This window comes from Priestia sp. YIM B13551, from assembly GCF_042787905.1.
GTDB lineage: Bacteria > Bacillota > Bacilli > Bacillales > Bacillaceae_H > Priestia.
Genome location: NZ_JBHZOX010000003.1, coordinates 267,078 through 291,789 on the forward strand (window position 1 = coordinate 267,078; position 24,712 = coordinate 291,789).

General features: G+C 39.1%; 22 protein-coding genes, 1 pseudogene and 1 riboswitch. Of the genes and pseudogenes, 18 read left to right on the forward strand and 5 right to left on the reverse strand.

Going from position 1 to position 24,712, the window contains the following annotated elements:
* The first annotated feature begins 19 nt into the window (after positions 1-19).
* The 4 genes from ACFX4N_RS18385 (at position 20) to ACFX4N_RS18400 (ending at position 4,928) form a co-directional block, all read left to right on the forward strand.
* Entirely contained in the window at positions 20-1,396 is a 1,377-nt protein-coding gene (locus ACFX4N_RS18385; RefSeq protein ID WP_013055571.1) for a putrescine aminotransferase, read from the forward strand.
* A 122-nt stretch (positions 1,397-1,518) separates the two neighbouring features.
* Positions 1,519-2,475, forward strand: a complete 957-nt coding sequence (speB, locus tag ACFX4N_RS18390) for an agmatinase (protein WP_029324846.1) — start codon at positions 1,519-1,521, stop codon at positions 2,473-2,475.
* A gap of 300 nt (positions 2,476-2,775) precedes the next feature.
* Complete coding sequence (locus ACFX4N_RS18395; RefSeq protein ID WP_192100524.1) at positions 2,776-4,155, forward strand: APC family permease; 1,380 nt, start codon at positions 2,776-2,778, stop codon at positions 4,153-4,155.
* Between the two features lie 116 nt (positions 4,156-4,271).
* Positions 4,272-4,928 (forward strand): HAD family hydrolase, encoded by a 657-nt coding sequence (locus ACFX4N_RS18400; RefSeq protein ID WP_029324848.1) that lies wholly within the window; start codon positions 4,272-4,274, stop codon positions 4,926-4,928.
* Between the two features lie 44 nt (positions 4,929-4,972).
* Here the strand turns inward: ACFX4N_RS18400 and ACFX4N_RS18405 are convergent, their stop codons facing one another.
* From ACFX4N_RS18405 to ACFX4N_RS18415, 3 genes are read right to left on the reverse strand one after another with little or no spacing between them, the layout of a single operon-like run.
* Positions 4,973-5,821, reverse strand: coding sequence for a MetQ/NlpA family ABC transporter substrate-binding protein (locus ACFX4N_RS18405; RefSeq protein ID WP_192100525.1), 849 nt, complete (start codon positions 5,819-5,821; stop codon positions 4,973-4,975).
* A gap of 33 nt (positions 5,822-5,854) precedes the next feature.
* Entirely contained in the window at positions 5,855-6,505 is a 651-nt protein-coding gene (locus ACFX4N_RS18410; RefSeq protein ID WP_057274372.1) for a methionine ABC transporter permease, read from the reverse strand.
* Between the two features lie 21 nt (positions 6,506-6,526).
* Positions 6,527-7,576 carry a methionine ABC transporter ATP-binding protein gene (locus tag ACFX4N_RS18415; RefSeq protein WP_057274373.1) on the reverse strand — a complete coding sequence of 350 codons (1,050 nt, stop codon included), beginning with the start codon at positions 7,574-7,576 and terminating at the stop codon, positions 6,527-6,529.
* 251 nt (positions 7,577-7,827) lie between these two features.
* Between ACFX4N_RS18415 and ACFX4N_RS18420 the strand changes: the two genes are divergently transcribed.
* From ACFX4N_RS18420 to ACFX4N_RS18450, 7 genes are all read left to right on the forward strand, one after another.
* On the forward strand, positions 7,828-9,213 hold the full coding sequence (locus ACFX4N_RS18420; protein ID WP_192100526.1) for an LLM class flavin-dependent oxidoreductase: 1,386 nt from the start codon (positions 7,828-7,830) through the stop codon (positions 9,211-9,213).
* Positions 9,210-10,391, forward strand: coding sequence for an acyl-CoA dehydrogenase family protein (locus tag ACFX4N_RS18425; protein ID WP_013055579.1), 1,182 nt, complete (start codon positions 9,210-9,212; stop codon positions 10,389-10,391). The genes ACFX4N_RS18420 and ACFX4N_RS18425 overlap by 4 nt, the downstream gene beginning before the upstream one ends.
* 107 nt (positions 10,392-10,498) lie before the next feature.
* On the forward strand, positions 10,499-11,632 hold the full coding sequence (gene ssuD, locus ACFX4N_RS18430) for an FMNH2-dependent alkanesulfonate monooxygenase (RefSeq protein ID WP_013055580.1): 1,134 nt from the start codon (positions 10,499-10,501) through the stop codon (positions 11,630-11,632).
* 15 nt (positions 11,633-11,647) lie between these two features.
* Entirely contained in the window at positions 11,648-12,838 is a 1,191-nt protein-coding gene (locus ACFX4N_RS18435; protein WP_057274375.1) for an acyl-CoA dehydrogenase family protein, read from the forward strand.
* Positions 12,839-13,182: 344 nt separating this feature from the next.
* A complete protein-coding gene (locus ACFX4N_RS18440; RefSeq protein ID WP_057274376.1) occupies positions 13,183-14,127 on the forward strand; it encodes an ABC transporter substrate-binding protein in 945 nt (314 codons plus the stop codon).
* Between the two features lie 79 nt (positions 14,128-14,206).
* Positions 14,207-15,241, forward strand: coding sequence for a FecCD family ABC transporter permease (locus tag ACFX4N_RS18445; protein WP_057274377.1), 1,035 nt, complete (start codon positions 14,207-14,209; stop codon positions 15,239-15,241).
* A 5-nt stretch (positions 15,242-15,246) separates the two neighbouring features.
* Positions 15,247-16,263, forward strand: coding sequence for a FecCD family ABC transporter permease (locus tag ACFX4N_RS18450; protein ID WP_013055584.1), 1,017 nt, complete (start codon positions 15,247-15,249; stop codon positions 16,261-16,263).
* Between the two features lie 176 nt (positions 16,264-16,439).
* On the opposite strand, the gene ACFX4N_RS18455 is transcribed toward ACFX4N_RS18450, so the two are convergent.
* Together ACFX4N_RS18455 and ACFX4N_RS18460 are read right to left on the reverse strand one after the other, a co-directional pair.
* Positions 16,440-16,934: a DUF3231 family protein gene (locus tag ACFX4N_RS18455; RefSeq protein ID WP_244659721.1), complete on the reverse strand. Its 495-nt coding sequence runs from the start codon at positions 16,932-16,934 to the stop codon at positions 16,440-16,442.
* Complete coding sequence (locus ACFX4N_RS18460) at positions 16,918-17,442, reverse strand: DUF3231 family protein (protein WP_244659722.1); 525 nt, start codon at positions 17,440-17,442, stop codon at positions 16,918-16,920. The genes ACFX4N_RS18455 and ACFX4N_RS18460 overlap by 17 nt, the downstream gene beginning before the upstream one ends.
* 249 nt (positions 17,443-17,691) lie before the next feature.
* Here ACFX4N_RS18460 and nei point away from each other — a divergent pair, with 249 nt between their 5' ends.
* The 7 genes and pseudogenes from nei (at position 17,692) to ACFX4N_RS18495 (ending at position 24,710) form a co-directional block, all read left to right on the forward strand.
* Positions 17,692-18,510 carry an endonuclease VIII gene (gene nei, locus ACFX4N_RS18465; RefSeq protein ID WP_057274378.1) on the forward strand — a complete coding sequence of 273 codons (819 nt, stop codon included), beginning with the start codon at positions 17,692-17,694 and terminating at the stop codon, positions 18,508-18,510.
* 104 nt (positions 18,511-18,614) lie between these two features.
* The gene (locus ACFX4N_RS18470) at positions 18,615-18,992 is read left to right on the forward strand and encodes an FAS1-like dehydratase domain-containing protein (protein ID WP_013055587.1); all 378 of its coding nucleotides are present in this window, start codon (positions 18,615-18,617) and stop codon (positions 18,990-18,992) included.
* 278 nt (positions 18,993-19,270) lie between these two features.
* A pseudogene (locus ACFX4N_RS18475) lies at positions 19,271-19,672 on the forward strand (N-acetylmuramic acid 6-phosphate etherase); the annotation flags it as partial.
* 12 nt (positions 19,673-19,684) lie between these two features.
* A complete protein-coding gene (locus tag ACFX4N_RS18480; RefSeq protein ID WP_192100527.1) occupies positions 19,685-20,539 on the forward strand; it encodes a MurR/RpiR family transcriptional regulator in 855 nt (284 codons plus the stop codon).
* A gap of 88 nt (positions 20,540-20,627) precedes the next feature.
* Positions 20,628-21,989: a PTS transporter subunit EIIC gene (locus tag ACFX4N_RS18485; RefSeq protein WP_013055590.1), complete on the forward strand. Its 1,362-nt coding sequence runs from the start codon at positions 20,628-20,630 to the stop codon at positions 21,987-21,989.
* The gene (locus tag ACFX4N_RS18490) at positions 21,986-22,996 is read left to right on the forward strand and encodes a MupG family TIM beta-alpha barrel fold protein (protein WP_057274380.1); all 1,011 of its coding nucleotides are present in this window, start codon (positions 21,986-21,988) and stop codon (positions 22,994-22,996) included. Before ACFX4N_RS18485 ends, ACFX4N_RS18490 begins: the two co-directional genes overlap by 4 nt.
* Positions 22,997-23,215: 219 nt before the next feature.
* Positions 23,216-23,318: riboswitch (TPP riboswitch) on the forward strand.
* A 114-nt stretch (positions 23,319-23,432) separates the two neighbouring features.
* On the forward strand, positions 23,433-24,710 hold the full coding sequence (locus ACFX4N_RS18495; protein WP_057274381.1) for an acetylornithine deacetylase: 1,278 nt from the start codon (positions 23,433-23,435) through the stop codon (positions 24,708-24,710).
* Positions 24,711-24,712: the final 2 nt, after the last annotated feature.

Genomic DNA, 24,712 nt, shown 5'->3' on the forward strand with positions numbered 1-24,712 from the left:
GAGAAGGAGCGATATAAAAATGAATACAGTGACGAAAAATCAAGAGGTAAACAAAGCATATGGTGAAGTAAACGAATATATCAACAAAGTATTGGGGCTTATTGAAAAAAGCCAAGTGTCAGCTGAAGAAGCACAGTGGATTACGAAAGAAACAGTAGACGGATTTCGTGAGCATGTCAACCCAGGCTTTTTAGAATATCGCAAAACAGTAACGGTGGATACGCAGTTTGCAGCTGTTGAATGGTCAGATGAAGGCTCTTGTTTTACGGATGTAAACGGTAAAAAATACATTGATTGTTTGGGCGGATTTGGAATTTATAACGTGGGGCACCGCCATCCTAAAGTAGTCAAAGCTGTTCAAGATCAGCTTCAGCGTCAAGCGCTCCATAGCCAAGACTTATTAGATCCACTTCGTGCGATGCTTGCGAAAATTTTAGCGGATATTACACCGGGTGATTTGAAGTATTCCTTTTTCACAAACAGCGGAACAGAAAGTGTAGAAGCCGCTTTAAAATTAGCGAAAATGTATAGTGATCGAACAACGTTTATTTCCACAACACGTTCTTTTCACGGAAAAAGTCTAGGTTCTTTATCAGGTACGGCAAAAGGAATGTTCCGTAAACCATTTCTGCCGTTAATTCCAGGTTTCCGTCACGTGCCGTTTGGTGATATTGACATGATGCGTAAAACATTTGAAACGTGCGCGCTTGTAGGGGAAGATGTGGCAGCTGTTTTATTAGAACCGATCCAAGGAGAAGGTGGCATTATTCTTCCTCCTGAAAATTATTTAAAAGAAGTGCGTGCACTATGTGATGAGTACGACGCTATCTTAATTTTTGATGAAGTTCAAACAGGTATGGGACGTACCGGTGAAATGTTTGCATCAGAACTATATGATGTTGTACCCGATATTTTATGTCTTGCTAAAGCGTTTGGAGGAGGAGTTATGCCTGCTGGGGCAGTCGTAGCAAAAGAAAAAGTGTTTTCAAGCTTCTTTGATAATCCTTTTATGCACACAACAACGTTTGGAGGCAACCCGCTTGCCTGCGCAGCCGCTATTGCAACCATTAACGTGTTGATTGAAGAACAGCTGCCAAACCGTGCAAAAGAGCTGGGAGAATATTTCCTTGCTGGTTTAAAGAAAGCCGCTGAAAAACATGGAGATAAAGTACTTGAAATCAGAGGGCAAGGTTTAATGATTGGAATTGAGTTTCACCAAGATGAAATTGGCTACGCGCTTTCTAAAGGTATGTTTGATGAAGGGATTCTAGTAGCCGGGACGCTTGTAAACTCTAAAACAATTCGTATTGAGCCGCCGTTGACTATTTCAGCGGAAGAAGTAGATCAAGTCATTTCTACATTTGAAAAAGTATTAAATGAGCTGAACCACCAATAAATGTAACAAGGAGCAATGAATATGAGTCGGCAAACGTTTCTTATTCCCGTATTGCTTTCAATGATTTTAGTAGTGGAAATGCCTAGCGACTAACTGAAATCATTGAAACGGAGGAGTAAATTATGAAATATCCATTGTCCCCAGATGTCAAACCAGAATTTTGTACAACGGGCTCATTTATGAGGCTGCCAGCGGAAAGAGAAAATGCAAAAGTAGGGCTAGTAGGGATGCCGTTTGATACGGCAGCATCTTTTAGAGTAGGTGCGCGCTTTGCACCTCAGGCAATTCGGCAAGCTTCCATGACGCTGTTTCCTTATCACCCGGTACACGACGTATATCCATTCGATGATACAAATGCTATCGATATTGGTGATGTGCCCGTTATTCCGCATAATATTCACAGAAGCTATGAATTAATGGAGGAAGCAGTAGGCACTCTTATGGATAGAGGAATTGTTCCAATTGGAATTGGAGGAGATCATTCGATTACCTTAGCAAGCCTTCGTGCTGCTGCTAAAAGATATGGTCCAGTGGCTATGATTCATTTTGATTCTCATACAGACACGTGGGATACGTATTACGATGAAAAATATTGGCACGGATCTCCTTTTATACGCGCATATGAAGAAGGGCTAGTAGATCCAAAGAAGGTCTTTCAAATTGGTATCAGAGGAACATTAAATCATCCGGGAGATGTTCAAGAAAGCAAAGACCTTGGTTATCATGTAGTAACGGCAGGGGAGCTTGAACATCAAGGATTTTCAGTGATTTTAGAGCAAATGAAGACAGCGATTGGAGATACGCCGTGCTTTTTAACGTTTGATATTGATTTTGTTGATCCTTCTTGTGCACCAGGAACAGGAACACTTGAAGTAGGCGGATTCAGCAGCAGAGAAACGCTAAAAATGATCCGTTCTCTGACGGAATTTAACTATGTTGGATTTGACCTGGTGGAAGTGCTGCCTTCTTATGATCCAACTCAGATAACCTCGTTGCTTGCAGCTACAATCATTCATGATTTTGCTAGTTTAGTTGCAGTGAAAACGAAAAGAGAGTCATTAGATACGATGATTGAATAACGGCTTGTAAGCAGAAATCCCTCTTATTCAGAGGGTATTTCTGCGTTGATATAGCAGGAGATTAGGAACATATAGCTATTTAAAATAAAGCGCTTTCATAATATGATAAAAGAAAAAGATAGTTTGTTAGCAACCCTTACCAACTTAAAGAAATAAATCATATATTTGTTATAGTAAATGTAACTACTCTTTATATAAAAAATGAATGAAAGTCATTCATTTTTATATAAAGAAATTAAATACAGGCATTTATGGATTTAATTGTCAGAATGTTCTTAATAAATAGAAGGGGGAAGATAAATGAAACATGAAACAGTAACATTAAAAAGGTCGTTGAAATTATGGCAGATTGTATTAATGGGGATCGGATATATGACTCCGATGGTAGTGTTTGATACGTTTGGGATTGCGTCTGATATGACGAATGGACACGTTCCCACGTCTTATATAATAGCCCTTGTCGGGATGCTTCTCACGGCAGTAAGCTACAAAAAGATGATTCAAGTGTTTCCAAATGCAGGGTCAGCTTATACATATACGCAAAAGACAATCAATCCGCATTTAGGGTTCTTAGTTGGCTGGTCTGCACTAATGGATTATCTCTTTTTACCGATGGTTAACGCACTTATTTTTCAAATTTATTTATCATCTATTTTTCCTTCGGTACCATCGTGGATTTGGGTTGTCAGCTTCGTCATTATCGTTACGCTGCTAAATTTACGAAGCGTTAATTTCACCGCCAATTTCAATACGTTTCTTGTTATATTTCAAATGACGATTTTAGTATTGTTTGTTGCTGTTTCAATCAAAGCCTTGCTAGGAGGAATGGGAGAAGGTACTCTTTTTTCTATGAAGCCTTTCTTTAATCAGAACATGACGTCATCAGGGCTAATAGCGGGAGCCACACTTATGTGTTTTTCCTATTTAGGATTTGATGCAGTGGCTATGTTATCAGAAGAAACGCCCAATCCTAAAAAAACGATTCCGCAAGCTATTTTTTTAGTTGCATTAATCGGAGGAGTCATGTTTACCGTGACATCTTATTTTATTCAAGCGGTTTTTCCAACGTTAGAAGGATTTAAGCATCCAGACTCTGCGGCTCCTGAAATTGCTATGTATGTGAGCGGTACGCTGTTTCAAATTGTCTTTTTAGCTGGAGGAATTGCAGGAACATTATCATCAGGCATGTCATCGCATGCAAGCGTTTCGCGTTTATTATACGTAATGGGACGCGATCGAATTTTACCTCAGTCATTTTTTGGTTATGTTCATCCTAAGCTGCGCACTCCCTCTCGAAATATTGTATTAGTCGGATTTGTATCAGCAACTGCCATTTTCTTCAGTCTGGCAACGGCTACGTCATTTATTAATTTTGGAGCACTCATTGCGTTTTCTTTTGTTAATATTTCGGTTATTGCGCACTATGCTGTTCATCAAAAGCAGCACCGGTCGGCTAAGGGTTTTTGGTCATACATTATTATGCCACTATTAGGAGCAGCGGCGATTGGCGTTTTATGGCTTAACTTGGAGCGCAATTCATTTTTACTTGGTATTGGCTGGGCGATTGCTGGTTTAGTTTATTTAGTGTATGCAACGAAAGGTTTTAGAAGGCAGCTGTCTTCCATTGAGTTTAAGGAAACAGAAGAAATGTCACCTTTGATGAAAGTCGGAGAAAAGTAAGGATAGAAACTACCTGTTTAAGCCTATCTTATTAAGGAAGCCACATTTATGGATTACGTATTTTGAACGTGTTACTATGTAAGAACGATAAGATAGAAAAAGGTAGGTAAATTATGATTAAAGCAGTTGTGTTTGATTTTGATGGATTAATTATTGATACAGAATCAGTGTGGTATGAGGTATACCGCGAAATGTTAGAAGACAGGGGAGTAGATCTACCGATTGCAACGTTTGCTTCTTATGTAGGAACGGATGCTACAGCACTTTACGATTACTTGCTTCAGCAGTTTAACAATGAGTTCACAAAAGAGGAACTAGCTCAAGAATCGTTAAGACGTCATCAAGAAAAAATGAAATCATTAGTAGCCCGAGAAGGTGTAGCGGAGTACTTGGCAGAAGCAAAAGAACTTGGATTAAAAATTGGTTTAGCAAGCAGCTCATATCGAGACTGGGTAACAGCATTTTTAAAAGAGCTAGATTTGCTGCACTATTTTGAAGTCATTCAAACGCGCGATGATGTAGAAAAAGTGAAGCCAGATCCGGCTCTTTACCGAAATGCAATTGAAAAGCTAGGAGTAGAGCCCTCTGAAGCTTTAGCATTTGAAGATTCTTCTAATGGTGCGAAAGCTGCTATGGCAGCAGGCTTACGCTGTGTGATTGTACCAAATCCGTTAACTAAACATCTGTCATTCGAGAGATATCACTTACACATCGAATCGATGAAAGAGAAAACTTTAAAAGAAGTGATTCAGTATCTTTGTATTGAAGACTAACGCTAAAAGCGCCACATTTTTCAAAAGAAAATGTGGCGCTTTTTTTATTGTTTTACTGCTTCTTCAGTCAAATCAAAAGGATTATCTACAGGGTTATAGACGCCGTCGTAACGCTTTTTAATATATGCTTTCATTTCTTTTGAGCCATATAATTCAACTAGTTTTTTAATCTGTTTATTGTCTTTGTTTTTGGGAGTGACTGCCGCAAATGTTGCAAACTTATCACTGTCTTCTAGGAACAATGCGTCTTTTTTAGGATTATATCCATTTTGCAATGCATAGTTGCTAGGTATGATAGCAGCATCCAAGTTTTTTAAAGTAGGTGCTAACATTCCTGCTTCGAGTTCTTTAAACTTTAGGTTTTTAGGATTTTCTTCAATGTCTTTTATGGTTGCTTTGCTGTTTGTACCGGGTTTTAATGTAATAAGACCGGCGCTTTGATAGATAAGTAAGCCTCTCCAAAGATTAATTGGGTCATTTGGGATGCCTACTGTGGCGTTTTTTGGAATATCTTTAATATCATTGTATTTTTCAGAATAAATAGCTTGAGAGCTAGTATATGCTTTAGCGATTGCGGTGATATTTGTTTTGTGATCCTTATTATATTGTTCTAAAAATTGACTTGTTTGATAAACATTTACGTCGATTTTACCTTGTACTAGAGCTTGATTAGGTAAAATATAATCATTAAACGTAGTGACTTTAACAGTAATACCTCTATTTTTTGCTACTTCTTTTAGTTTATTTGCAATTTTTTCAAAAGGACCAGATGTAACTCCAATATTAATGATTTGCGTTTTCTCAGAAGTCGCAACAGAATCCGGTTTGCTACATCCTGCAACTGCAAAAATGATTAAAATAACAATTAATAACCTTACTAGTTTGTTATTCACTTTGATTTTCCTCCTTATTAGTAATAATTAACTTTATTTTCGCTGCAATTTTTTAGAAAAATAATTACCGCTAGATTGAACGAGTTGAACAATTGCGATTAAGATAATAACAGTAATAAACATTATCTTTAAATCCCACTGTTGATATCCATATCTTAACGCCAAATCACCAAGTCCCCCGGCTCCAACCGCACCTGCCATAGCAGAAGCCCCAATTAAACCAATAGTTGCAATAGTAAGACATAAGATAATACCGGATCTAGATTCGCGTAACATGATTCGAAAAACAATTTGTACTTTAGAAGCTCCCATTCCTCTATAAGCTTCGATGACTCCCCAATCTACCTCTAATAAAGTAGTTTCCATCAAACGTGCAATATAGGGGGCAGTATATACAATTAGCGGTACAACAGCTCCTCTTATACCAATAGGAGTACCAACTATAAAAGTGGTAAATGGAATAATAGCTACGAGTAAAACGATAAAAGGTACCGATCTTAAAATATTTATAATCGTGTTGAGTATTGTGAAGATATATGTATTAGATAATAAGTGGTTTTGTCTAGTGATAACCAGAAGAATTCCTAAGGGTATTCCTATAAGAGTAGAAAGAATGAGTGAAATCAAAACCATAACAGTGGTATCAATGATACCTTGAGAAAATAATGAGTATAATTCTTGCATTAGATATTCTCCTTTAAATGATTATGAAGTAATAGACATTCCTTGGTTTTTTAGTTGAGGTTTTGAAATTATTTCTGTGTAAAAAACATGATTTTGTATATAGTTCGTAGCATTCGCTATATCTAGGTGTGGGCCGTTGATTCGAAGAAGTAAAATGCTTAATGGATTGCCTTTAACGGCAGTGATGGTACCAGATAAAATAAACGTAGATACATTAAACTGTTGTTTTAATTCTTCTAACAATGTAGCGGTATTATGTTCTTCTCTCATGATAATTTTTATTATTAGCGAATCTTTAAAGCTTTTATTAACAGTTGAAAAAGAAAGTTCCTCATTAAAAATGGTCTTTACAAAACTTTTCGTAATAGAGTGTTGAGGATTACTAAATACGTTAATGATGTTTCCTGATTCTACAATTTTTCCTTTATCCATAACAGCAACCTTGTCGCAAACTCTCTTTATTACTTCCATTTCATGCGTAATAAGTACTATGGTTAAGTTGAACTTTTTATTGATATCTACTAAAAGTTGTAGAATAGATTCTGTTGTTTGAGGATCTAATGCTGAAGTTGCTTCATCACACAAAAGTATCTCCGAATTAATAGCAAGCGCTCGTGCAATACCAACACGTTGTTTCTGTCCCCCAGAAAGATTTGCCGGATAGGCGTAAACCTTATCTTCTAAGCCAACAAGCTTGAGGAGTTCCATTACGCGTGAGTTGATTTCTTTTTTAGGGTAGTGATGAATTTTTAGCAGTTCTGCGATATTCCCGTAAACATTAAGTGAAGATAATAAGTTGAAGTTTTGAAAGATAATTCCTATTTTCTTTCTGGCCTTTAATAATTGCTTTTCAGTTAAGGTAGTTAAGTCAAGGTTATTAACAAAAACATGTCCATTATCCGGACGTTCTAGTAAATTTATTGTTCTTAACAAGGTACTTTTACCAGCTCCGCTTAACCCAATAATCCCGTAAATCTCTCCTTTATCCACCTTTAAATTAATCTCGTTTAAAGCTTGAACAGGTTTGTTTTTTATAAAAAAATCCTTATTTACATTTTTGAGTTCAATCATGTTATCAACTCCTTTAATTATTGTATAAACCAACTAAATTTATTGGTATAGTTAGTTAATTTACAGTTATTAGAATCATAAGTCAATAACCTTTAAAGAAATCCTAATTCAGCATTAGTAATGGCTTCATTTATTTTTCATTATAAAGAGAGAAGTTTCATTGACACTCTGGAAGAATATGTTTTAAGATTACTTCCAAACAGATTTAATTCTTAGTTAATTTATGTATTTAATTAGTTTTGGAGGTTTCTATGGGGAAACATATTTATTTAAATGCGTTTGATATGAATTGTGTTGTACATCAGACACCTGGTTTGTGGACGTACCCAAGTGATCAGGCGGCCGAATATAAAACGTTAGATTACTGGGTGAAGTTAGCTAAGCTATTGGAAAAAGGAAAGTTTGACGGTTTGTTTTTAGCCGATGTATTAGGTGTTTATGACGTTTACAGGAAAAGTAACGAAGGAGCTCTTAAGCAAGCTGCTCAGCTTCCAGTGAATGAACCAACTGCGCTTATTTCCGCTATGGCCTATGCCACAAAGCATTTAGGGTTTGGGGTAACGGTTTCTACTACTTATGAGAAGCCTTATGCGTTTGCGCGAAAATTTTCGACGTTGGACCATTTAACAAATGGACGTATTGCATGGAATATTGTGACTTCATATCTTGAAAGCGGGTCAATTAATCTAGGATTAGAAGAACATTTTACGCATGAAACCCGCTATGATATTGCCGATGAATTTTTAGAAGTTTGCTATAAATTATGGGAAGGAAGTTGGGAGGAAGGAGCTGTTGTAAAAGATAAAGAAAAAGGGATCTTTACACTTCCAGACCGGGTTCATCCGATTAATCATAAAGGGAAGTGGTTTAGTGTTCCTGGTGTACATTTATCAGAACCTTCCCCGCAGCGAACTCCAGTTTTATTTCAAGCAGGGGCTTCTGCCCCAGGAAGAGCATTTGCCGCCAAACATGCTGAGTGTATCTTTACAAGTTTTCCTACTAAAAAAGTAGCCGCAGATTATGTGAAAAAAATGCGCGCTCAAATCGCTGCAGAAGGCAGAGACCCACAGAGCGTATTAATTTTTAATTTATTTACACCAATTGTTGGACGAACTGAAAAAGAGGCTGAGGAGAAGCTTGCTCAGTTTGAGAGCTATGTCAATTTCGAAGGAGCAGCTACGCTGTTTAGCGGCTGGACGGGAATCGATGTTTCTGCCTATGAACCAGAACAGCCTATTGAATTTATTGCGACGAATTCAGTTCGTTCCGCTTTAGAGAAATTTACAATAAGTGATCCCGATAGAAAGTGGACGGTAGAAGAAGTAGTGAAATTTGTCAGTATCGGAGGAATGGGACCGGTTACTGTGGGAAGTCCAGAACAAGTAGCTGATTTTATGGAAGAGTGGATAGACGATACAGGCATGGATGGATTTAATATGGCTTATGTGACCACGCCGGGAACGTTTGCTGACTTTATTGATTTAGTGATTCCTGTTTTGCAGGAAAGAGATTTATTCAAAACAGATTACAGTGAAGGAACTTATAGAGAAAAGCTATTTAAAAAATCACATTTCTTGCCTGATGAACACTATGGCGCTCAGTATCGAAAGACGAGCCAAAAGGAGAGTTTAACATGACTGCAACAACTGTAAAGGAAGAAATTTATCTTGATCAAGCAAAAAAGCTGTCCGTTTTTTTTGCAAAGGATGCAGCACAAAGAGATAAAGAAGGCGGAACACCTAAACAGCAAAAAGATGCTATTCGCCAAAGTGGGCTGTTAAATTTATTAATTCCTCAAAAATATGGCGGAGAAGGCGGGAGATGGTCAACGGCTTTAGCTATTGTTCGAGAGTTGGCGAAAGGCGATGCAGCATTGGGTCATCTATACGGCTATCACTCCTTGTTTGTCTCAGATATTCGAATCAAAGGCACAGAAGAACAGCAGGCCTATTTTTATCCTTTATCTGTTCAGCAGCAAGCTTTTTGGGGAAATGCCTCTAATCCTTTAGTAGAAAGCCTAAAAGGTGACAAGCAATTACAAGGTTATCTGTTAAATGGAACGAAAGCGTTCGGTTCTGGTTCACCTGATTCTCAGTACTTATGGCTATCATTTAATGACAGAGAAACAGGGCAATATTTAAACGGCGTCGTGCCTACTGACAGAACAGGCATTACCGTCAAAGATGATTGGAATGCGATGGGACAAAGACAGACGGGAAGTGGAAATGTAGATTTTAAAAATGTACGAATAGAAGAACATGAAGTGATTCGAGATTTTGTTGAAAATCCTACTCCTTTTTCAACTATTGGAGCCTCGCTGTCGCAAATTATTTTAACGAATGTCTTTATAGGAAGCGCTTTTGGAGCAATTGAAGAAGCACAAAACTACACGGCTTCTAAAACAAGGCCTTGGTTAACATCAGGAGTAGAAAAAGCTTCTGATGATCCAGGTATACTGCGAAAATACGGTGAACTCTGGATTCAAGCAAAAGCAGCCAGTGCACTTGCAGATGAAGCAGCTCTCATATTGGATGAAGCGTGGGAAAAAGGCAAAAAATTAACGGAAGAAGAACGTGGAAACCTAGCAGTTCACGTAGCGGCTGCCAATGTTTTTGCTGGTAATGCTGCACTGGATATCACAAGTAAGATATTTGAAGTTATGGGAGCGCGTTCGGTTCATGCTGAATACGGATACGACCGATTCTGGCGTAATGTAAGAACTCATACTCTTCATAATCCAGCTGAATACAAGCTTCGAACGGTTGGGAACTGGGTGTTGAATCAGCAGTACCCTATACCTAATCCATATGCTTGATTTAAAAATAGTAAAAAATGAAGCTATCAGACAACTGAGGCTCCTTATTGCAGTTTATTTGTAATAACGGAGTTTTTTTATGTAGCTTTAAAAAGGGGCGAATACAAGTGGAGTTATTTTGGTTTATTCCAACGTATGGAGATGGACGTTATTTAGGAAGCCATGAGGGAGCCAGGGCTGCAAGCTATTCTTATTGCAAACAAGTTGCACAAGCTGCGGATGAGCTAGGCTATAGCGGAGTTTTGCTTCCGACGGGAAAATCATGTGAAGATGCATGGATTGCTGCCTCTACTTTAGTGCCAGTCACTGAAAATCTGAAGTTTTTAGTAGCGGTACGCCCGGGTTTAATGTCGCCTACACAAGCCGCAAGAATGGCTGCAACGTTTGACCGCTTTTCTAAAGGAAGGCTTCTTATTAATGTCGTAGCAGGAGGAGATCCCGTTGAGTTAGAAGGAGACGGAGTGTTTTTAAACCATCACGATCGCTATGAGCTGACAGATGAATTTTTGACAATATGGAGAAGGGTATTAAATGAATCCGATGTTCACTTCGACGGAGACTACTTGAGTGTTAAAGGTGGCGACGTGCTTTATCCGCCGATCCAAAAACCGTATCCTCCCCTTTATTTTGGAGGTTCTTCTCCTGTAGCGATGGACGTTGCTTCAAGGCATATAGACGTCTATTTGACTTGGGGAGAGCCTCCTGCACAAGTCAAAGAAAAAATTGAACGAATGAAAGAAAAAGCAAAGCAGACAGGAAGAGAAATTCGATTTGGCATCAGGCTTCATGTCATTGTTCGTGAAACTGAAGAAGAAGCCTGGAAAGCTGCAGATGAACTGATTCAACATGTAGATGAAGAAGCTGTTAAATCAGCCCAAAAAGTATTTTCTCGAATGGATTCAGAAGGTCAAAAACGTATGAGCGCCTTGCATCAAGGTGACCGTTCAAACTTAGAGGTAAGTCCTAACCTATGGGCTGGTGTAGGGTTAGTTCGAGGAGGAGCAGGGACTGCTTTAGTAGGAGATGCTGATACGGTGGCACAACGAATCAAAGAATATGCAGAGTTAGGTATCGAAACATTTATTTTATCTGGATATCCTCATTTAGAAGAAGCATATCGAACAGCAGAGCTTTTGTTTCCAAGGCTTCCAGTTAAGTGTAAGCACGATGAGAACGAGCGCACATTTATCAGTCCATTTGGTGAAGTGAAAGTGAATGATAAAGCACCCGCTAAAAGGTGAGAAAGGAGGGTAATCATGAACAACACCCAAACGATTGCAGCGTCTCAAGAGAAGATCCTTGAATTGGCTAACCAGTTGGCTAAAGAGTTTTCCAAAACTGCTGTAAAAAGAGATAGAGAAGGTGGAACGCCTCTACATGAGCGTAATCTGCTTAGAAAAAGCGGTCTTTTAGCCCTCCCAATTCCTAAGGAATACGGAGGTTATGGAGCCGGCTGGCCGATTGTTTTTAAAGTCGTGAATATCATTGCGAAAGCAGATAGTTCACTTGCACACTTGTTGGGGTATCATTATTTGACGGTTTGTTCAACGTTTCTGTTTGGAAGTACTAAGCAGTACAAAACTTTTTACAAAGAAACAGCAGCTCAGCAGCTATTTTGGGGCAATGCCTTTAATCCTAGAGATTCAGGACTAAAAGCAGTTCGAGAAAATGGACGATTAATGCTCAGCGGAAGCAAGAGTTTTTGTTCCGGGGCAACGGATTCAGACCGTTTGTTAGTATCGGCTCAAGAAGAAGGAAGCGGTGAGGTATTGCTATGTGTACTTCCTACTCATAGAGCCGGAATCGTTACTGAAGATAATTGGGACGGATTTGGACAGCGCCAAACGAATAGCGGAAGTGTAAAGTTTGAAGATGTTATCGTTTATGAAGAAGAAATATTGTATAAAGCAGCCGAAGAGCAAAAGGTTTTTCCTACGGTACGAACGCATTTGGCTCAGCTTATGCTCACTCACTTATTGTACGGAATTGCTCAAGGAGCTTTGGAGGAATCAAAAGCTTATGTGAAGGCTCATACAAAGCCGTGGATAAGTTCGGATGTTGAAGCAGCGGAGCAAGATCCTTACATTATTCAGCAATACGGTGAAATGAGTTTAAATCTTCATGCTTGTTCAGCACTTATAGAAAAAGCTGTTGCAGAATTTGATCATGCATGGAAAAAAGAAGATGCGCTAACGAAACAGCAGCGGGGCGAGTCCGGAGTTGCGATTGCGTTGGCCAAAACATTTACTGTCAAAACGGTCTTACATATTACCTCTACTATATTTGATGGGATGGGAGCGAGAGCAACGTCTGATCAGTATAAATTTGATCGATACTGGCGCAACGCCCGGACAATTAGCTTACACGATCCTATTGCTTATAAGCTGCGTGACATAGGTAAATGGTGTCTTAGCAGTGAACTGCCGCCTATTACACCATATTCATAGAAAGTCTGCTAAAAAGAGGCTGGGAGAAAAATAGTTTAGTTGAAGGAAGATCCGAACGATGAATCGTTCGGTTTTTTTCATGGGTAGGGTGAACGTAGGTTTCATATATTGAGTTGCTTCTAGCGGTGTCTCAAGCAGTTCAGCTCATATATCCCATTTGTTCGTCTTTAGATTGGAATGATGTAGCTATGTCTCAATCTCTTTTTTTGTAGAATAGATATAATTTTTTTAATTAAAAAATAACGAATCAGCTTGTTTAAATAGATAAAACTGATATAATGATAACGATTATCAGTTTCAAGAGTCGATTATCTACATAAAGATACAAGCAGGAGGAATGACATTTGAATAAGAAAAAAATAGGACTGCTGGCTTTTATTACAATGCTGGCAATCGGAATGCTTATCGGCTGCAGCAGCACGAATAAGGAAAATTCAGCTGATGAAAAAAGTGAAAAAACAAGAGTGGTCAAGCATGAGCTTGGAGAGACAAAGGTAAAAGAGAATCCAAAGCGAGTAGTCGTATTAGAGTTAGGCTTTATTGATGCATTGTTAGATGCTGGTATCAAACCTGTAGGAGTAGCTGATGATGATAAAGCAGAACAGCTTATTGATAAAGATGTACTAAAAGAAATCAAAGGATACAAATCAGTTGGCACGCGAGCGCAGCCAAGCTTGGAATCGATTAAACTGCTGAAGCCCGATTTGATTATCGCCGATTCAGAACGTCATAAAAATGTATACAAAGAATTATCGAAAATTGCGCCAACGATTGAGTTAAAAAACTTAAATGCTAATTACGATGATTTACTAAATACAGAGTTAAAAGTAGGAGAAGCGGTTGGCAAGAAAGCAAAAGTTGAAAAAGTGGTAGAAGAGCATAAGAAAAAAATGAAGGATTTAAAAGCAAAAGCACCAAAAAATCCGGGCAATGTACTTGTTATCGCTGATGCAAATGGTAATATTAATGCTAGAACTTCAAATTTCTTTACAACGGGTGTTCTTGAGCAATTAGGCTTCAAAAATGCATTAACAGATCCTACAAAAGAGTACAGTGTAAAAATGACAATGGAACAGCTCGTAAAAGCAGATCCGGACAAACTCATTGTTATGCGAAATGAAAAAGGTCATACGCCTTTAGCAAAACAGCCATTATGGAAAGAGCTAAAAGCGGTTAAAAATAATCAAGTGTATGAAGTTGATGTATTTAAATGGTCTCTTCGCCGAAGTGTACAAGGTGCAAATGGTATTGCAGATGAAGCAGAAAAGTTATTATTTGAAGGCAAATAATAACGAAGAAAAGAACAATCCAGCGGGATTGTTCTTTTCTTTTTATTGAACTTTCAAATGAAAGGAGGCGCAGTCTACTATGAAAGCTGTTCACGGCTTATCCAAAAGAAACAAATCTCCGCTTCGTATAATAGCTATTTTTCTTGCGGTTATTATTCTTTTACTGATTTCAATGTTTTTATCTATTTCCATCGGTTCTATACATATTTCTTTTGGAACGATTAAGCAAGCTATACTAAATTTTGACGGATCAAAAGAACAGTCTATTATTCAAACTGTCCGTCTGCCTCGCTTACTGGTAACCACATTTGTTGGCGCTAATTTGGCTGTCGCTGGAGCGTTGATGCAAGCATTAACTAGAAATCCATTAGCTTCTCCTGGTATTTTTGGTATTAATGCCGGCGCATCAGCGGCAATGGTATTTTTAACGGTTTTAGTGCCTAGTGTAAGCATGATTGGCGGGGTATTCGGTGCATTTTTAGGAGGCGCATTTGCTGCTGTTATTGTTTATGTCATGAGTTCGTTGATTAAAGGAGGCGACAGTGATGTAAAGCTTGCTTTAACAGGTGTTGCTATACAAGGTATGCTTATGTCTCTCACGCAAACACTGCTGATTTTTAATGAAAGCAAAACAGAAGGCGTTATGTTCTGGCTCACCGGTTCAGTTATTGGGCGAGATTGGGGACATGTTCATGTATTGGTTCCTTTTAGCATCGCGGGCCTGCTTATTGCGTTTGGTCTGGGAAGAGCGTCTTCTTTATTGTCTTTAGGAGATGACGTAGCTAGAGGACTCGGGCAGCGAGTCTTTGCCATTAGAGCGTTCACTGCAGTTGTTGTGATTGTATTAGCAGGTGTTTCGGTGGCAATTGCGGGTCCCATTGGCTTTGTAGGGCTTGTTGTTCCTCATATGGTACGCTATTTAATAGGTGTAGATTACCGGGTCGTTTTGCCAATGAGCGCGCTGCTTGGTGCATCTTTATTGCTATTAGCAGACGTATTATCACGATTTATTACATACCCGTATGAGACTCCTGTAGGTGCAGTAACAGCATTGCTCGGAACGCCGTACTTTATTTACTTAGCGAGACGCAAAAAAACAGAAAGGAAGGCATGAGTTATATGCAGACTGTCAATAAAACAAAAAAGCAGCCATCTCGATTCAAGTCTGTCGGCCTGTTTATCATTCTTTCTGTCTTAATTATAGCGCTGAGTGTCATAAGCCTTAGCTTAGGAGACATTAACATACCTCCTCTAGACATTATTACGTCTTTTATTGGTATTGGCGATCCTGACTTGACGTCCATTTTAGTAGAATTTCGTCTACCTCGTATTTTGCTGGCTATTTTAACAGGAGTCGGCCTAGCTGTGTCCGGAGTCGTCGTACAGTCCATTATGAGAAATCCGCTCGCTAGTCCAGATACATTAGGTCTATCAAGCGGATCAGGATTAGCAGCTGTTGCAGTCACTATTTTACTGCCTTTAGCAAGCCCATCTGTTTTATCCGCCGCTGCGTTTGCAGGAGGATCGCTTGTCTTTGTCATCGTCTATTTGCTTGCTTATAAAAAAGGAGTAGAACCTATTCGATTTGCATTAATAGGTGTAGCAGTCAGCGCTTTTTGTTCATCCGGTATTCACTTGTTAATTTCAAAAGCAAATCCAAACGTAAATGCGGCACTGATTTGGCTGAGCGGCAGCTTATGGGGAAGGACATGGGATCAATTAATTGGTTTACTTCCCTGGGTCGTTATATTAGTACCGCTGATTTGGCTGTTAGCTGCCCGATTAGATTTAATTCATTTAGGTGATGAAGTGGCTCGAGGACTAGGGGCTAGAGTAGAGTTAATTCGTTTAGTATTGCTAGCAAGCGCGGTGGCAATGACGGCTGCGGTTGTATCGGTTGTTGGCACCATTGGCTTTGTAGGGCTTATTATTCCTCATGTGGCCAAACGGTTAGTGGGACCGAGACACAAAAAATTGATTCCTATAGCCGCTTTGCTTGGCGCTTTGTTTGTACTAGGAGCAGATTTAATTGGGAGAGGAATTGCTCCTCCGATTGAAATTCCGGCCGGATTAATCATTGGCATTATCGGCGCTCCGTATTTTCTTTATTTACTGTGGAGAGAATCTAAAAAATGAGGCTGTGACAAAAGTAGTGTAGTTAAAGTTAAACACGAACTATCCATCAAAAATGGATGAATAGTTCGTGTTGTTTTGTAATCATGGTGAACGTAGGTTTTACAAGCAGTCCAACTTATATATCCCTATTGCTCGTTTTTAGATTGGGTTCATTTCGTTATGTCCCAATCTCATTTTTATTCCAAATGAATTTTTGGGAATGGAATATGCGGAGGCTCTTCTAGCCATCCTTGTTCAATACTTATTCTTGATACTTCTTTGGCGTATTCCAAAATTTCATTCGTGAAGTTTGTATAGTTTAAAGCGAGATCTAAACGCGGGCTCGTTGACATCGCAAGCCCGTATCCACGTACATTTTCAGTAATCATCGCGGCTAGGTGAAACATCATGAGTTTTTCTGAAAATGGAGGAACGGAAGACTTTTCTACTCCGTAATCCCACTTCATTGTGACCGGTATGTTTTCTACCATTAGCGGTTGTGACAGGGATTCAATGTGCTGCTGTACCTGCTCTCTACCTTTTAACAAAAAAGCTTGAATTTCCTGAGAAGGAGCTGTTTGAGCAAACCCTAAAATTAAATCCTTTGCAATTAAGTTCGTCTGTATGCTTGACACGATATGAGAAATTTCAATGACGGTTAACGGCCGCTTTTCATCAAAATAGCTTCCCAAGAAGAGTTCTTTTATCGTTCATATCAGACGCATCTGCAATAGGAATAGGAGGAAGCTCTATAAAAATTTGTTTTTCTAACAGCAAATCTGTAATCGTTTGGTTAAGCTTTTCTGCTTTTAATAGCAAGCTGCGAAAAAAAGATCGTACATCATTTCTTGCGGCAACATCGACACCCGTAGTTGCTGATAGCAGAAGGACATTTGAAATATGCTTCAAATAAAGCAAATAAAAAGAATCCGAAAATAATTTTGGAGCTTCAACATCAAGGTCTTCTTCGCCGAAACCGAGCGGGATTGGCATATTTTCTTTTAAAAAGATAGCAGTGAGCGCATCACTGTTTTTTGTTGTGATGTGCAGTGTACCTTGAATCGCTTTTTGAATATCTAAATCGTCTACATGACACAGAAAATGTTTAAGCATACAAGAAATTGCTTTATCGTTCATATATTGCTTCCAAATAACAGCCATCTCGGCGGCTGATAGTGGAGAAAATGATTGATTATTCATAATAAACTCCTCATATATAGATAATTAACAAGTTTCTAAAAGGTTATCAGCTAGTATAAGTCAAAGGAAGTAAGATAAACACTATAGAAAGTAAAAAAAGGTATCAACATTTTACTATAAGAGTAACCGTCATGCATAATTTAAAGGTTCTTTTAGGAAAAAAAGAGTTCAACCGCTTCTTTCTTGCAAAGCAGAAATAAAACCGAAATAATAAATGAAGAAAGTCAGGCAAGAAAGGAGTTTCATTATATGCCAGAAGGTCCAGAAATTAGACGAGCAGCCGATGAAGTGGAAAAAGCGATTATCAGTCTTCCCGTTAGAGAGATATGGTTTGCTTTTCCATCTTTACAGCATTACGAAGAAGTATTAACGGGTGCTCGTATTAAAAGGGTAGATACAAAAGGGAAGGCTATGCTTATTCGTTTTGACAACGGCTATACCATTTATTCACATAATCAGCTTTATGGAAAATGGTATGTACGTTCGTCTTACAATTATCCATCTACAAACAGACAGCTGCGTCTTGCTATTCATAATGAAAAGAAATCAGCGCTGCTCTATAGCGCTTCTGATATTGAAGTATTACGTGATGAAGAAGTTTCTGCTCATCCTTTTGTATCAAGAGTAGGTCCGGATACTTTAAGTGAAGAAGTAACGGCAGATGAGCTTTTAGATCGCTTTTACTCTAAGCCATTTTACCGCAGAAAATGGGCGTCGCTGCTGCTAGACCAAAGCTTTATAGCGGGGATTGGAAATTATTTGCGCAGTGAAATCCTATTTGTAACGGGAATTAATCCTGCAGCTCGTCCAGTAGACTGCACGGAAGAACAGCTTAAAAAGGCAGCTGAAGCAACCATTTCTCTTGTAAAACAGTCCTATGAAACAGGTGGCATTACAAATGATGTAAAGCTTGCTGAAACGTTAAAAAAGAAAGGCCAAAAGCGCTCTCAATACCGCCACTGGGTTTTTAACCGTGAAGGAGAAGCTTGCCGAATTGACGGCACGCCTATCTTAAAAGTGCAAGCTGCTTCTAGAAGGCTTTATTACTGTCCTACTTGTCAAAAATAGCAGGATATATTTATTCTGCTATTTTTTTGATGTGTAAATGAATGACTGTTCATTTTTGTGATATAGTTAAAAAGTAAAGTCATAATCTTAAGGGGAGGGATAAGATGGAATGTAAAGCAGGAGATACATTTACGTGGCAAAGAACGTTTCAAGAGGAAGAAATCATGCAGTTTGCGGAGATGACTGGAGACCGGGGCAAACATCATATAGAACGTGACGAAAAAGGGCGGCTAATGGTGCATGGACTTATGACTGCTAGTATTGGGACAAAAATAGGAGGAGACTTAAACTACATTGCAAGAGAAATGGTGAGTGAATTTCTTCGTCCAGTTTTTGCGGGAGATACAGTTACCTGTGAATGCATATTAACTGAAGTAGAAAAAGCAGATGGTTTTCAAAAAGTGAAAATCAAATCAGTGTATCGAAATCAACAAGGTAAAGAAGTACTGATAGGAACAAGTAATGGAATTATTAGAGATTAAAATGAAAACGCTAACAAGAAATAAGTTATGAATGTTGTTAGAAAAGTCACGGGTTCGTGACTTTTTTATGTTGTTTTTTAAAACGAAATTTTAAAAAGAAAGAAAATTATCGAAATTATATTTTAAAGAGATTATAATAACCATAACTTTACTACAAGATTAAAAAGGAGCTAAAAAGATGAATGAACAGCTTACATTGTTAACCACAGAGTCTCAAAACGAGTAGGCAATGAAGGTAGATGCGGCTAGTAAAAAAGAAATTTTAAACGTAATAAATAAATGGTAATTCTCTTATTGGAAAAGAAGCGGACCATAGTATTGAGGTAGTAGTAGGTCCGGAAGTGCTAACAGGTTCCACAAGGTTAAAAGCAGCAAGCGCTCATAAAATGATTCTCAACATGATTTCTACAGCGGCTATGATTAAAGTAGGAAAAGCGTATGAAAACTTAATGATAGATGTTCATGTGAGTAATGAAAAGCTTAAAGAACGAGCGATAGGTATTATTTGTAAAATTACAGGTGTTTCTTATGAACAAGCAAATCAAACGCTTGAAGAAGCAAATAATGAGGTGAAAACAGCAGTGGTTATGATCAAAACAAATGAAAATTACGACACCGCGAAGATGTTACTGAATGATGCGGGCGGTTATGTGAGAAAAGCGATTGAACATTACGTATAAAGGAGAGAAACGATGTCAACAGGCGGATTAACAATGATTAAAAACACGGTGGCAAAGCTTCCTGATTCGGAGAGGAAAATTGCTGAATATATTTTAAATAATCCGCATACTGTGGTAAACAGTACGGCTGGGGAATTAGGTAGACTAGCGAATGCTAGCAGTGCTGCTGTTATTCGTTTGTGTAAATCTATCGGGGTTAGCGGGTTTCAAGAATTAAAGGTAAGAGTAGCCGGAGATTTAGCTAGAGATACGGAGCAAGGATACCGCGATATTGAAACAAATGAAACGATTCAATCTATTGTCAAAAAAACGGCAAGCAACAGCATTCAAAGTCTAAGTGATACGGCCGAGCTTGTGAATTATAAAGAAGCAGAGCGGGCTGTTTTGGCACTGATTGAAGCCAAAAATATTCATTTTTTTGGAATCGGTGCTTCACATATTATTGCTATAGATGCGCAGCAAAAATTTCTTCGAATTAATAAAAATGCTACGGCTTTTGCAGATAGCCATCTAGCAGCTACACTCATCGCAAATGCAAGTAAAGACGATGTAGTTGTGGGCATCTCTTTTTCAGGGGAGACTCCTGAAGTAAGCAACGTCTTATCTTTAGCTAAAAATCGCGGAGTAAAGACGATTAGCTTAACCAAATACGGACAGTCTACCGTTTCGTCTTTAGCTGATATTTGTTTGTATACGTCTTATTCTCAAGAAGCGCCGTTTCGAAGCGCAGCTACATCGTCTCGTTTAGCCCAGCTTTATGTGATTGATGTGTTGTTTTTAAGTATTGCAGCGCAGCAGTATGACCAGACGGTTGAGTATATTGATAAAACAAGGGATGCCATTCAGTTTTTGAAAACTAAGAAATAAAAAAGAAAGCGATTACAAAAAGGGGATTTTGTGGTCTGTTTCCTCAGTACCGTATCCATCTAAGAGGAAAATACAAAGGGGGATTAACATGTCTTTAGATAATCATCAATTAGCAAAGGTTATTTTGGAGATGCTTGGGGGAGCATCGAATATTGAAGCGTATACGCATTGTATGACTCGGCTGCGGGTGACTGTAAAAGATGATTCAATTGTAAAAAAGGCAGATATACGAAAGCTTGAAGGCGTGCTCGGATTAGTTGAAGAAGAAACGCTGCAAATCATTATTGGTCCTGGAAAAGTAAACAAAGTAACAGAGGAATTTGGAAAGTTAATTGATGAATCCGGCGGTATTAATTTAGAAAATCGTGCGGCTCAGCGGAAATCGGAGCTGAAAGAAAAAAATGCAACTCCGTTTAAGCTCTTGCTTCGCCGAATTGCGAGTATTTTTATTCCGTTAATACCTGCTCTTGTAGCATCCGGACTTATCACCGGAGTGACAAAAGCAGCTGTTCAAGCGAAGTGGCTTCCGGCAGATTCACAGATTGCTATTCTTTTAACCGTTATCGGGAGCGGTTTATTTGCCTATCTTGGTATTTTAGTAGGTATTAATGCCGCAAAAGAATTTGGTGGTTCGCCGGCTCTAGGAGGCTTAGCAGGCATTTTAGTCATTAATCCTGCCGTAGCTGATATTAAACTTTTTGGTGAAGCTCTTTTGCCGGGGCGTGGCGGCTTAATAGGCGTGTTGCTTGCAGCAATCTTTATGGCCGTGGTAGAAAAACGAGTACGTAAATTTGTCCCTCAGTCACTGGATATTATTATTACACCAACCGTTACGGTGTTAATTACAGGCATTATTACGTATGTAGTATTCATGCCAATCGGAGGCTTAATTTCAGATGGAATCACAAAAGGTCTTTTAGGAGTTCTAGAGGTTGGAGGAGTTGTAGCAGGCTTTGTTTTAGGAGCAACGTTTTTGCCGCTCGTTATTACAGGACTGCATCAAGGTCTTACTCCTGTTCATTTAGAGCTTATTAATTCAATTGGAGATGATCCGCTTCTTCCTATACTAGCAATGGGCGGAGCCGGTCAGGTAGGTGCAGCTTTTGCTATTTATATCAAAACAAAGAAAAAACGTTTAAAGCGAGCAATTGGAGGGGCACTTCCTTCAGGTCTGCTGGGAATCGGAGAGCCGCTTATTTTTGGAGTCACACTTCCTTTAGGGCGCCCATTTTTAACCGCTTGTCTTGGAGCCGGAATCGGAGGAGCGTTTCAGGCGCACTTCCATATTGCAACTGTAGCAGTGGGGGTATCCGGTTTGCCGCTTACGTTTTTAGTTCATGCGCATCAAATTCTTCTTTATTTACTTGGATTAGTTATTGCTTATGCAGCAGGGTTTATTTGTACCTATTTCTTTGGATTTAACGATGAAATGGCGAGGGAGTTTGAATGATCGGTATTTCGTTTTATTTAAATGATAGTGATGCCAAAAAAAGATTAATAGAAGCGAGTGAATGCGGAGTTACACGCGCATTCACTTCGCTTCACATTCCAGAAGAAAAAGGAGATTTGGCTGAACGGGCAAAAGAATTGCTTCATGTGGCTAGAGATTGTGGAATAAGCGTGTATGCAGACGTATCCAAGCATACGCCGGTTCATTTAGGTATTGAAAGCCTTATGACGCTATCTTCACTTGGCGTATCGGGTATTAGACTAGACGATGGCTTTAGTGTAAAAGAAACTCTTTCGCTTGCGAATGAATTTTATATTGCTGTTAATGCAAGTACGTTATCCAAAGAAGAAATAGAATCGCTGTTATCTGCAGGCCTTCATCATCATCAGCTGCTTGCATGGCATAATTTTTATCCGCGGCCTGAAACAGGACTTGAAGAAACGTTTTTTCAACAGCAGACAGATTTATTTAATGAACTTCGTATCCCAGTCTGCGCTTATATTCCTGGAGAAGGCGAAAAAAGAGGCCCTGTTTATCAAGGTCTTCCTACTAGAGAAAAAGACCGTAATAGATGTCCTTTTACCTCTGCAGTAGATTTATACGGATGCGGAGTAACGGAGGTTTATATTGGAGATCCATACGCCGGTTCAAGTTTATTAAAGCGTTTAGTTCGATATCAAGAAAACCGCATTATTCCGCTGCGCATTCGTTCACTTCATATAGAGGGAACGTACAGCGTGCGTCCGGATGTATCAAGAGACGTTCTGCGGTTGGTTGATACTCGATCTGTAAAACCAGTGCCGCCATTTCGTACAGTAGAACGCAGAATCGGAGCAATTACAATGGACAATGATGGCTACGGACGCTACAGAGGAGAGGTTCAAATAGCTAAAACGAATTTGCCTGCAAATGCTAATGTTAACGTGATTGGGTATGTGATAGAGGAAGATCATGAGCTACTTTCATTAGTGAGACCGGGGCGAAAACTTGAGCTTGTCACTGTCTAAATGGAAAAATCGTGTATTTTTAAAAAAGCCGATAGCTAACTAGTAAGCTTATAAAAGTAAAGAGCACACACTGCTTAAAAAAGGTGTGTGCTTTTTATTTTACTAAAAAGGAAACTATTTTCATTGCTGAATCATGAACCTTTCTATTGAATAAACCGCTTTACTATGATAAAACTATTAAAGGTAAACATATGATAATAGTTTAATTTCATAGAGATACAACACCACTAGGGGTGCTTTCGAAGCTGAGAGAGACGAGAAGTCTTAACCCTTATAACCTGAACTAGGTAATACTAGCGTAGGAAAGAGGTATTGTAATGGATGTTTTGTATGGGATTTCCTTACGAACTCGTTATAATAATTTTGTGTATATAAACAAAAACACTTCTTTCCTGCGAAAGAAGTGTTTTTTTATGCATAAAGGAAGGTGTCATACATGGAAGAAACAATTGATTTGCTTGTCAAACAGGTAGAGGAGCGCAAAGGGGAGCTAATCCAGTTATTAACAACGCTTGTTTCATATAAAACGCCGGCGCCTCCTGCACGAAATTCTCATGAAGCGCAGCTATACGTAGCGGATTTCCTTAAAAACTGCGGTTTTTCCATCGATATGTGGGACTTATATTCCAACGATCCCATCGTAGTAGGTACGTTAAAAGGGAAAAAATCAGCTGACTATCAAAGCTTGATTATTAACGGGCATATGGATGTTGCTGAGGTACAAGAAAATGAAAAGTGGGAGACAAATCCGTTTGAAGCTGTGGTAAAAGACAATATGATAATCGGACGCGGAGTTGCTGATATGAAAGGCGGCTTGGCAGGAGCATTATTTGCAGTGCAGCTTTTAACGGAAGCAGGAATTGAACTGCCGGGAGACTTGATTTTTGAATCCGTTGTAGGAGAAGAAGTGGGAGAAGCAGGTACGCTGCAATGCTGTCAGAAAGGATATACAGCTGACTTTGCGCTTGTAGCCGATACGAGTGATTTACATATTCAAGGTCAAGGCGGAGTAATCACAGGATGGATTACGATAAAAAGCAGCAAAACCTATCATGACGGTACACGCCGAAGTATGATTCATGCTGGAGGAGGGCTGTTAGCTGCGAGCGCTATCGAAAAGATGGCAAAAGTGATCGGAGGGCTGCAAGAATTGGAGCGCCACTGGGCTGTTACAAAGAGCTATCCAGGATTTTTGCCAGGAACAAACACGATTAACCCAGCAGTAATCGAAGGCGGAAGGCATGCTGCGTTTATTGCAGATGAATGCAGGCTGTGGATCACCGTTCACTATTATCCTAATGAATCATACGACCAAGTATCAAAAGAAGTGGAAGAATACATTTTAGCTATTGCAAAAGCAGATCCATGGTTAAAAGATAATCTGCCAACCTTTGAATGGGGAGGCACATCAATGATTGAAGACAGAGGAGAAATCTTTCCGTCATTAGAAATTGATGAAGGTCATGCAGGAGTGCAGCTGCTTGCACATACTCACGAACAAATTGAAGGGAAAAAGCCTCCAATTGATGTGTCAACTAGCGTAACAGATGGCGGTTGGCTAGCTGATGCGGGTATTCCAGCAGCTATTTACGGTCCTGGGAATTTAGCAAATGCACATGCTGTGAACGAACAATTAGATATCAATCAGCTTATTCAATATACAAAAGTGATGGTGCAGTTCATTTATACGTGGCTGCATACGCATAAGGAGTGATC

What these genes read in the sequence shown, in the direction of transcription:
- ACFX4N_RS18385 (WP_013055571.1), top strand. Translation starts at nt 20, where the DNA reads ATGAATACAGTGACGAAAAATCAAGAGGTAAACAAAGCATATGGTGAA.
- speB (WP_029324846.1), top strand. Translation starts at nt 1,519, where the DNA reads ATGAAATATCCATTGTCCCCAGATGTCAAACCAGAATTTTGTACAACG.
- ACFX4N_RS18395 (WP_192100524.1), top strand. Translation starts at nt 2,776, where the DNA reads ATGAAACATGAAACAGTAACATTAAAAAGGTCGTTGAAATTATGGCAG.
- ACFX4N_RS18410 (WP_057274372.1), bottom strand. Translation starts at nt 6,505, where the DNA reads ATGCAAGAATTATACTCATTATTTTCTCAAGGTATCATTGATACCACT.
- ACFX4N_RS18415 (WP_057274373.1), bottom strand. Translation starts at nt 7,576, where the DNA reads ATGATTGAACTCAAAAATGTAAATAAGGATTTTTTTATAAAAAACAAA.
- ACFX4N_RS18420 (WP_192100526.1), top strand. Translation starts at nt 7,828, where the DNA reads ATGGGGAAACATATTTATTTAAATGCGTTTGATATGAATTGTGTTGTA.
- ACFX4N_RS18425 (WP_013055579.1), top strand. Translation starts at nt 9,210, where the DNA reads ATGACTGCAACAACTGTAAAGGAAGAAATTTATCTTGATCAAGCAAAA.
- ACFX4N_RS18435 (WP_057274375.1), top strand. Translation starts at nt 11,648, where the DNA reads ATGAACAACACCCAAACGATTGCAGCGTCTCAAGAGAAGATCCTTGAA.
- ACFX4N_RS18445 (WP_057274377.1), top strand. Translation starts at nt 14,207, where the DNA reads ATGAAAGCTGTTCACGGCTTATCCAAAAGAAACAAATCTCCGCTTCGT.
- ACFX4N_RS18450 (WP_013055584.1), top strand. Translation starts at nt 15,247, where the DNA reads ATGCAGACTGTCAATAAAACAAAAAAGCAGCCATCTCGATTCAAGTCT.
- ACFX4N_RS18460 (WP_244659722.1), bottom strand. Translation starts at nt 17,442, where the DNA reads ATGAATAATCAATCATTTTCTCCACTATCAGCCGCCGAGATGGCTGTT.
- nei (WP_057274378.1), top strand. Translation starts at nt 17,692, where the DNA reads ATGCCAGAAGGTCCAGAAATTAGACGAGCAGCCGATGAAGTGGAAAAA.
- ACFX4N_RS18470 (WP_013055587.1), top strand. Translation starts at nt 18,615, where the DNA reads ATGGAATGTAAAGCAGGAGATACATTTACGTGGCAAAGAACGTTTCAA.
- ACFX4N_RS18480 (WP_192100527.1), top strand. Translation starts at nt 19,685, where the DNA reads ATGTCAACAGGCGGATTAACAATGATTAAAAACACGGTGGCAAAGCTT.
- ACFX4N_RS18485 (WP_013055590.1), top strand. Translation starts at nt 20,628, where the DNA reads ATGTCTTTAGATAATCATCAATTAGCAAAGGTTATTTTGGAGATGCTT.
- ACFX4N_RS18490 (WP_057274380.1), top strand. Translation starts at nt 21,986, where the DNA reads ATGATCGGTATTTCGTTTTATTTAAATGATAGTGATGCCAAAAAAAGA.
- ACFX4N_RS18495 (WP_057274381.1), top strand. Translation starts at nt 23,433, where the DNA reads ATGGAAGAAACAATTGATTTGCTTGTCAAACAGGTAGAGGAGCGCAAA.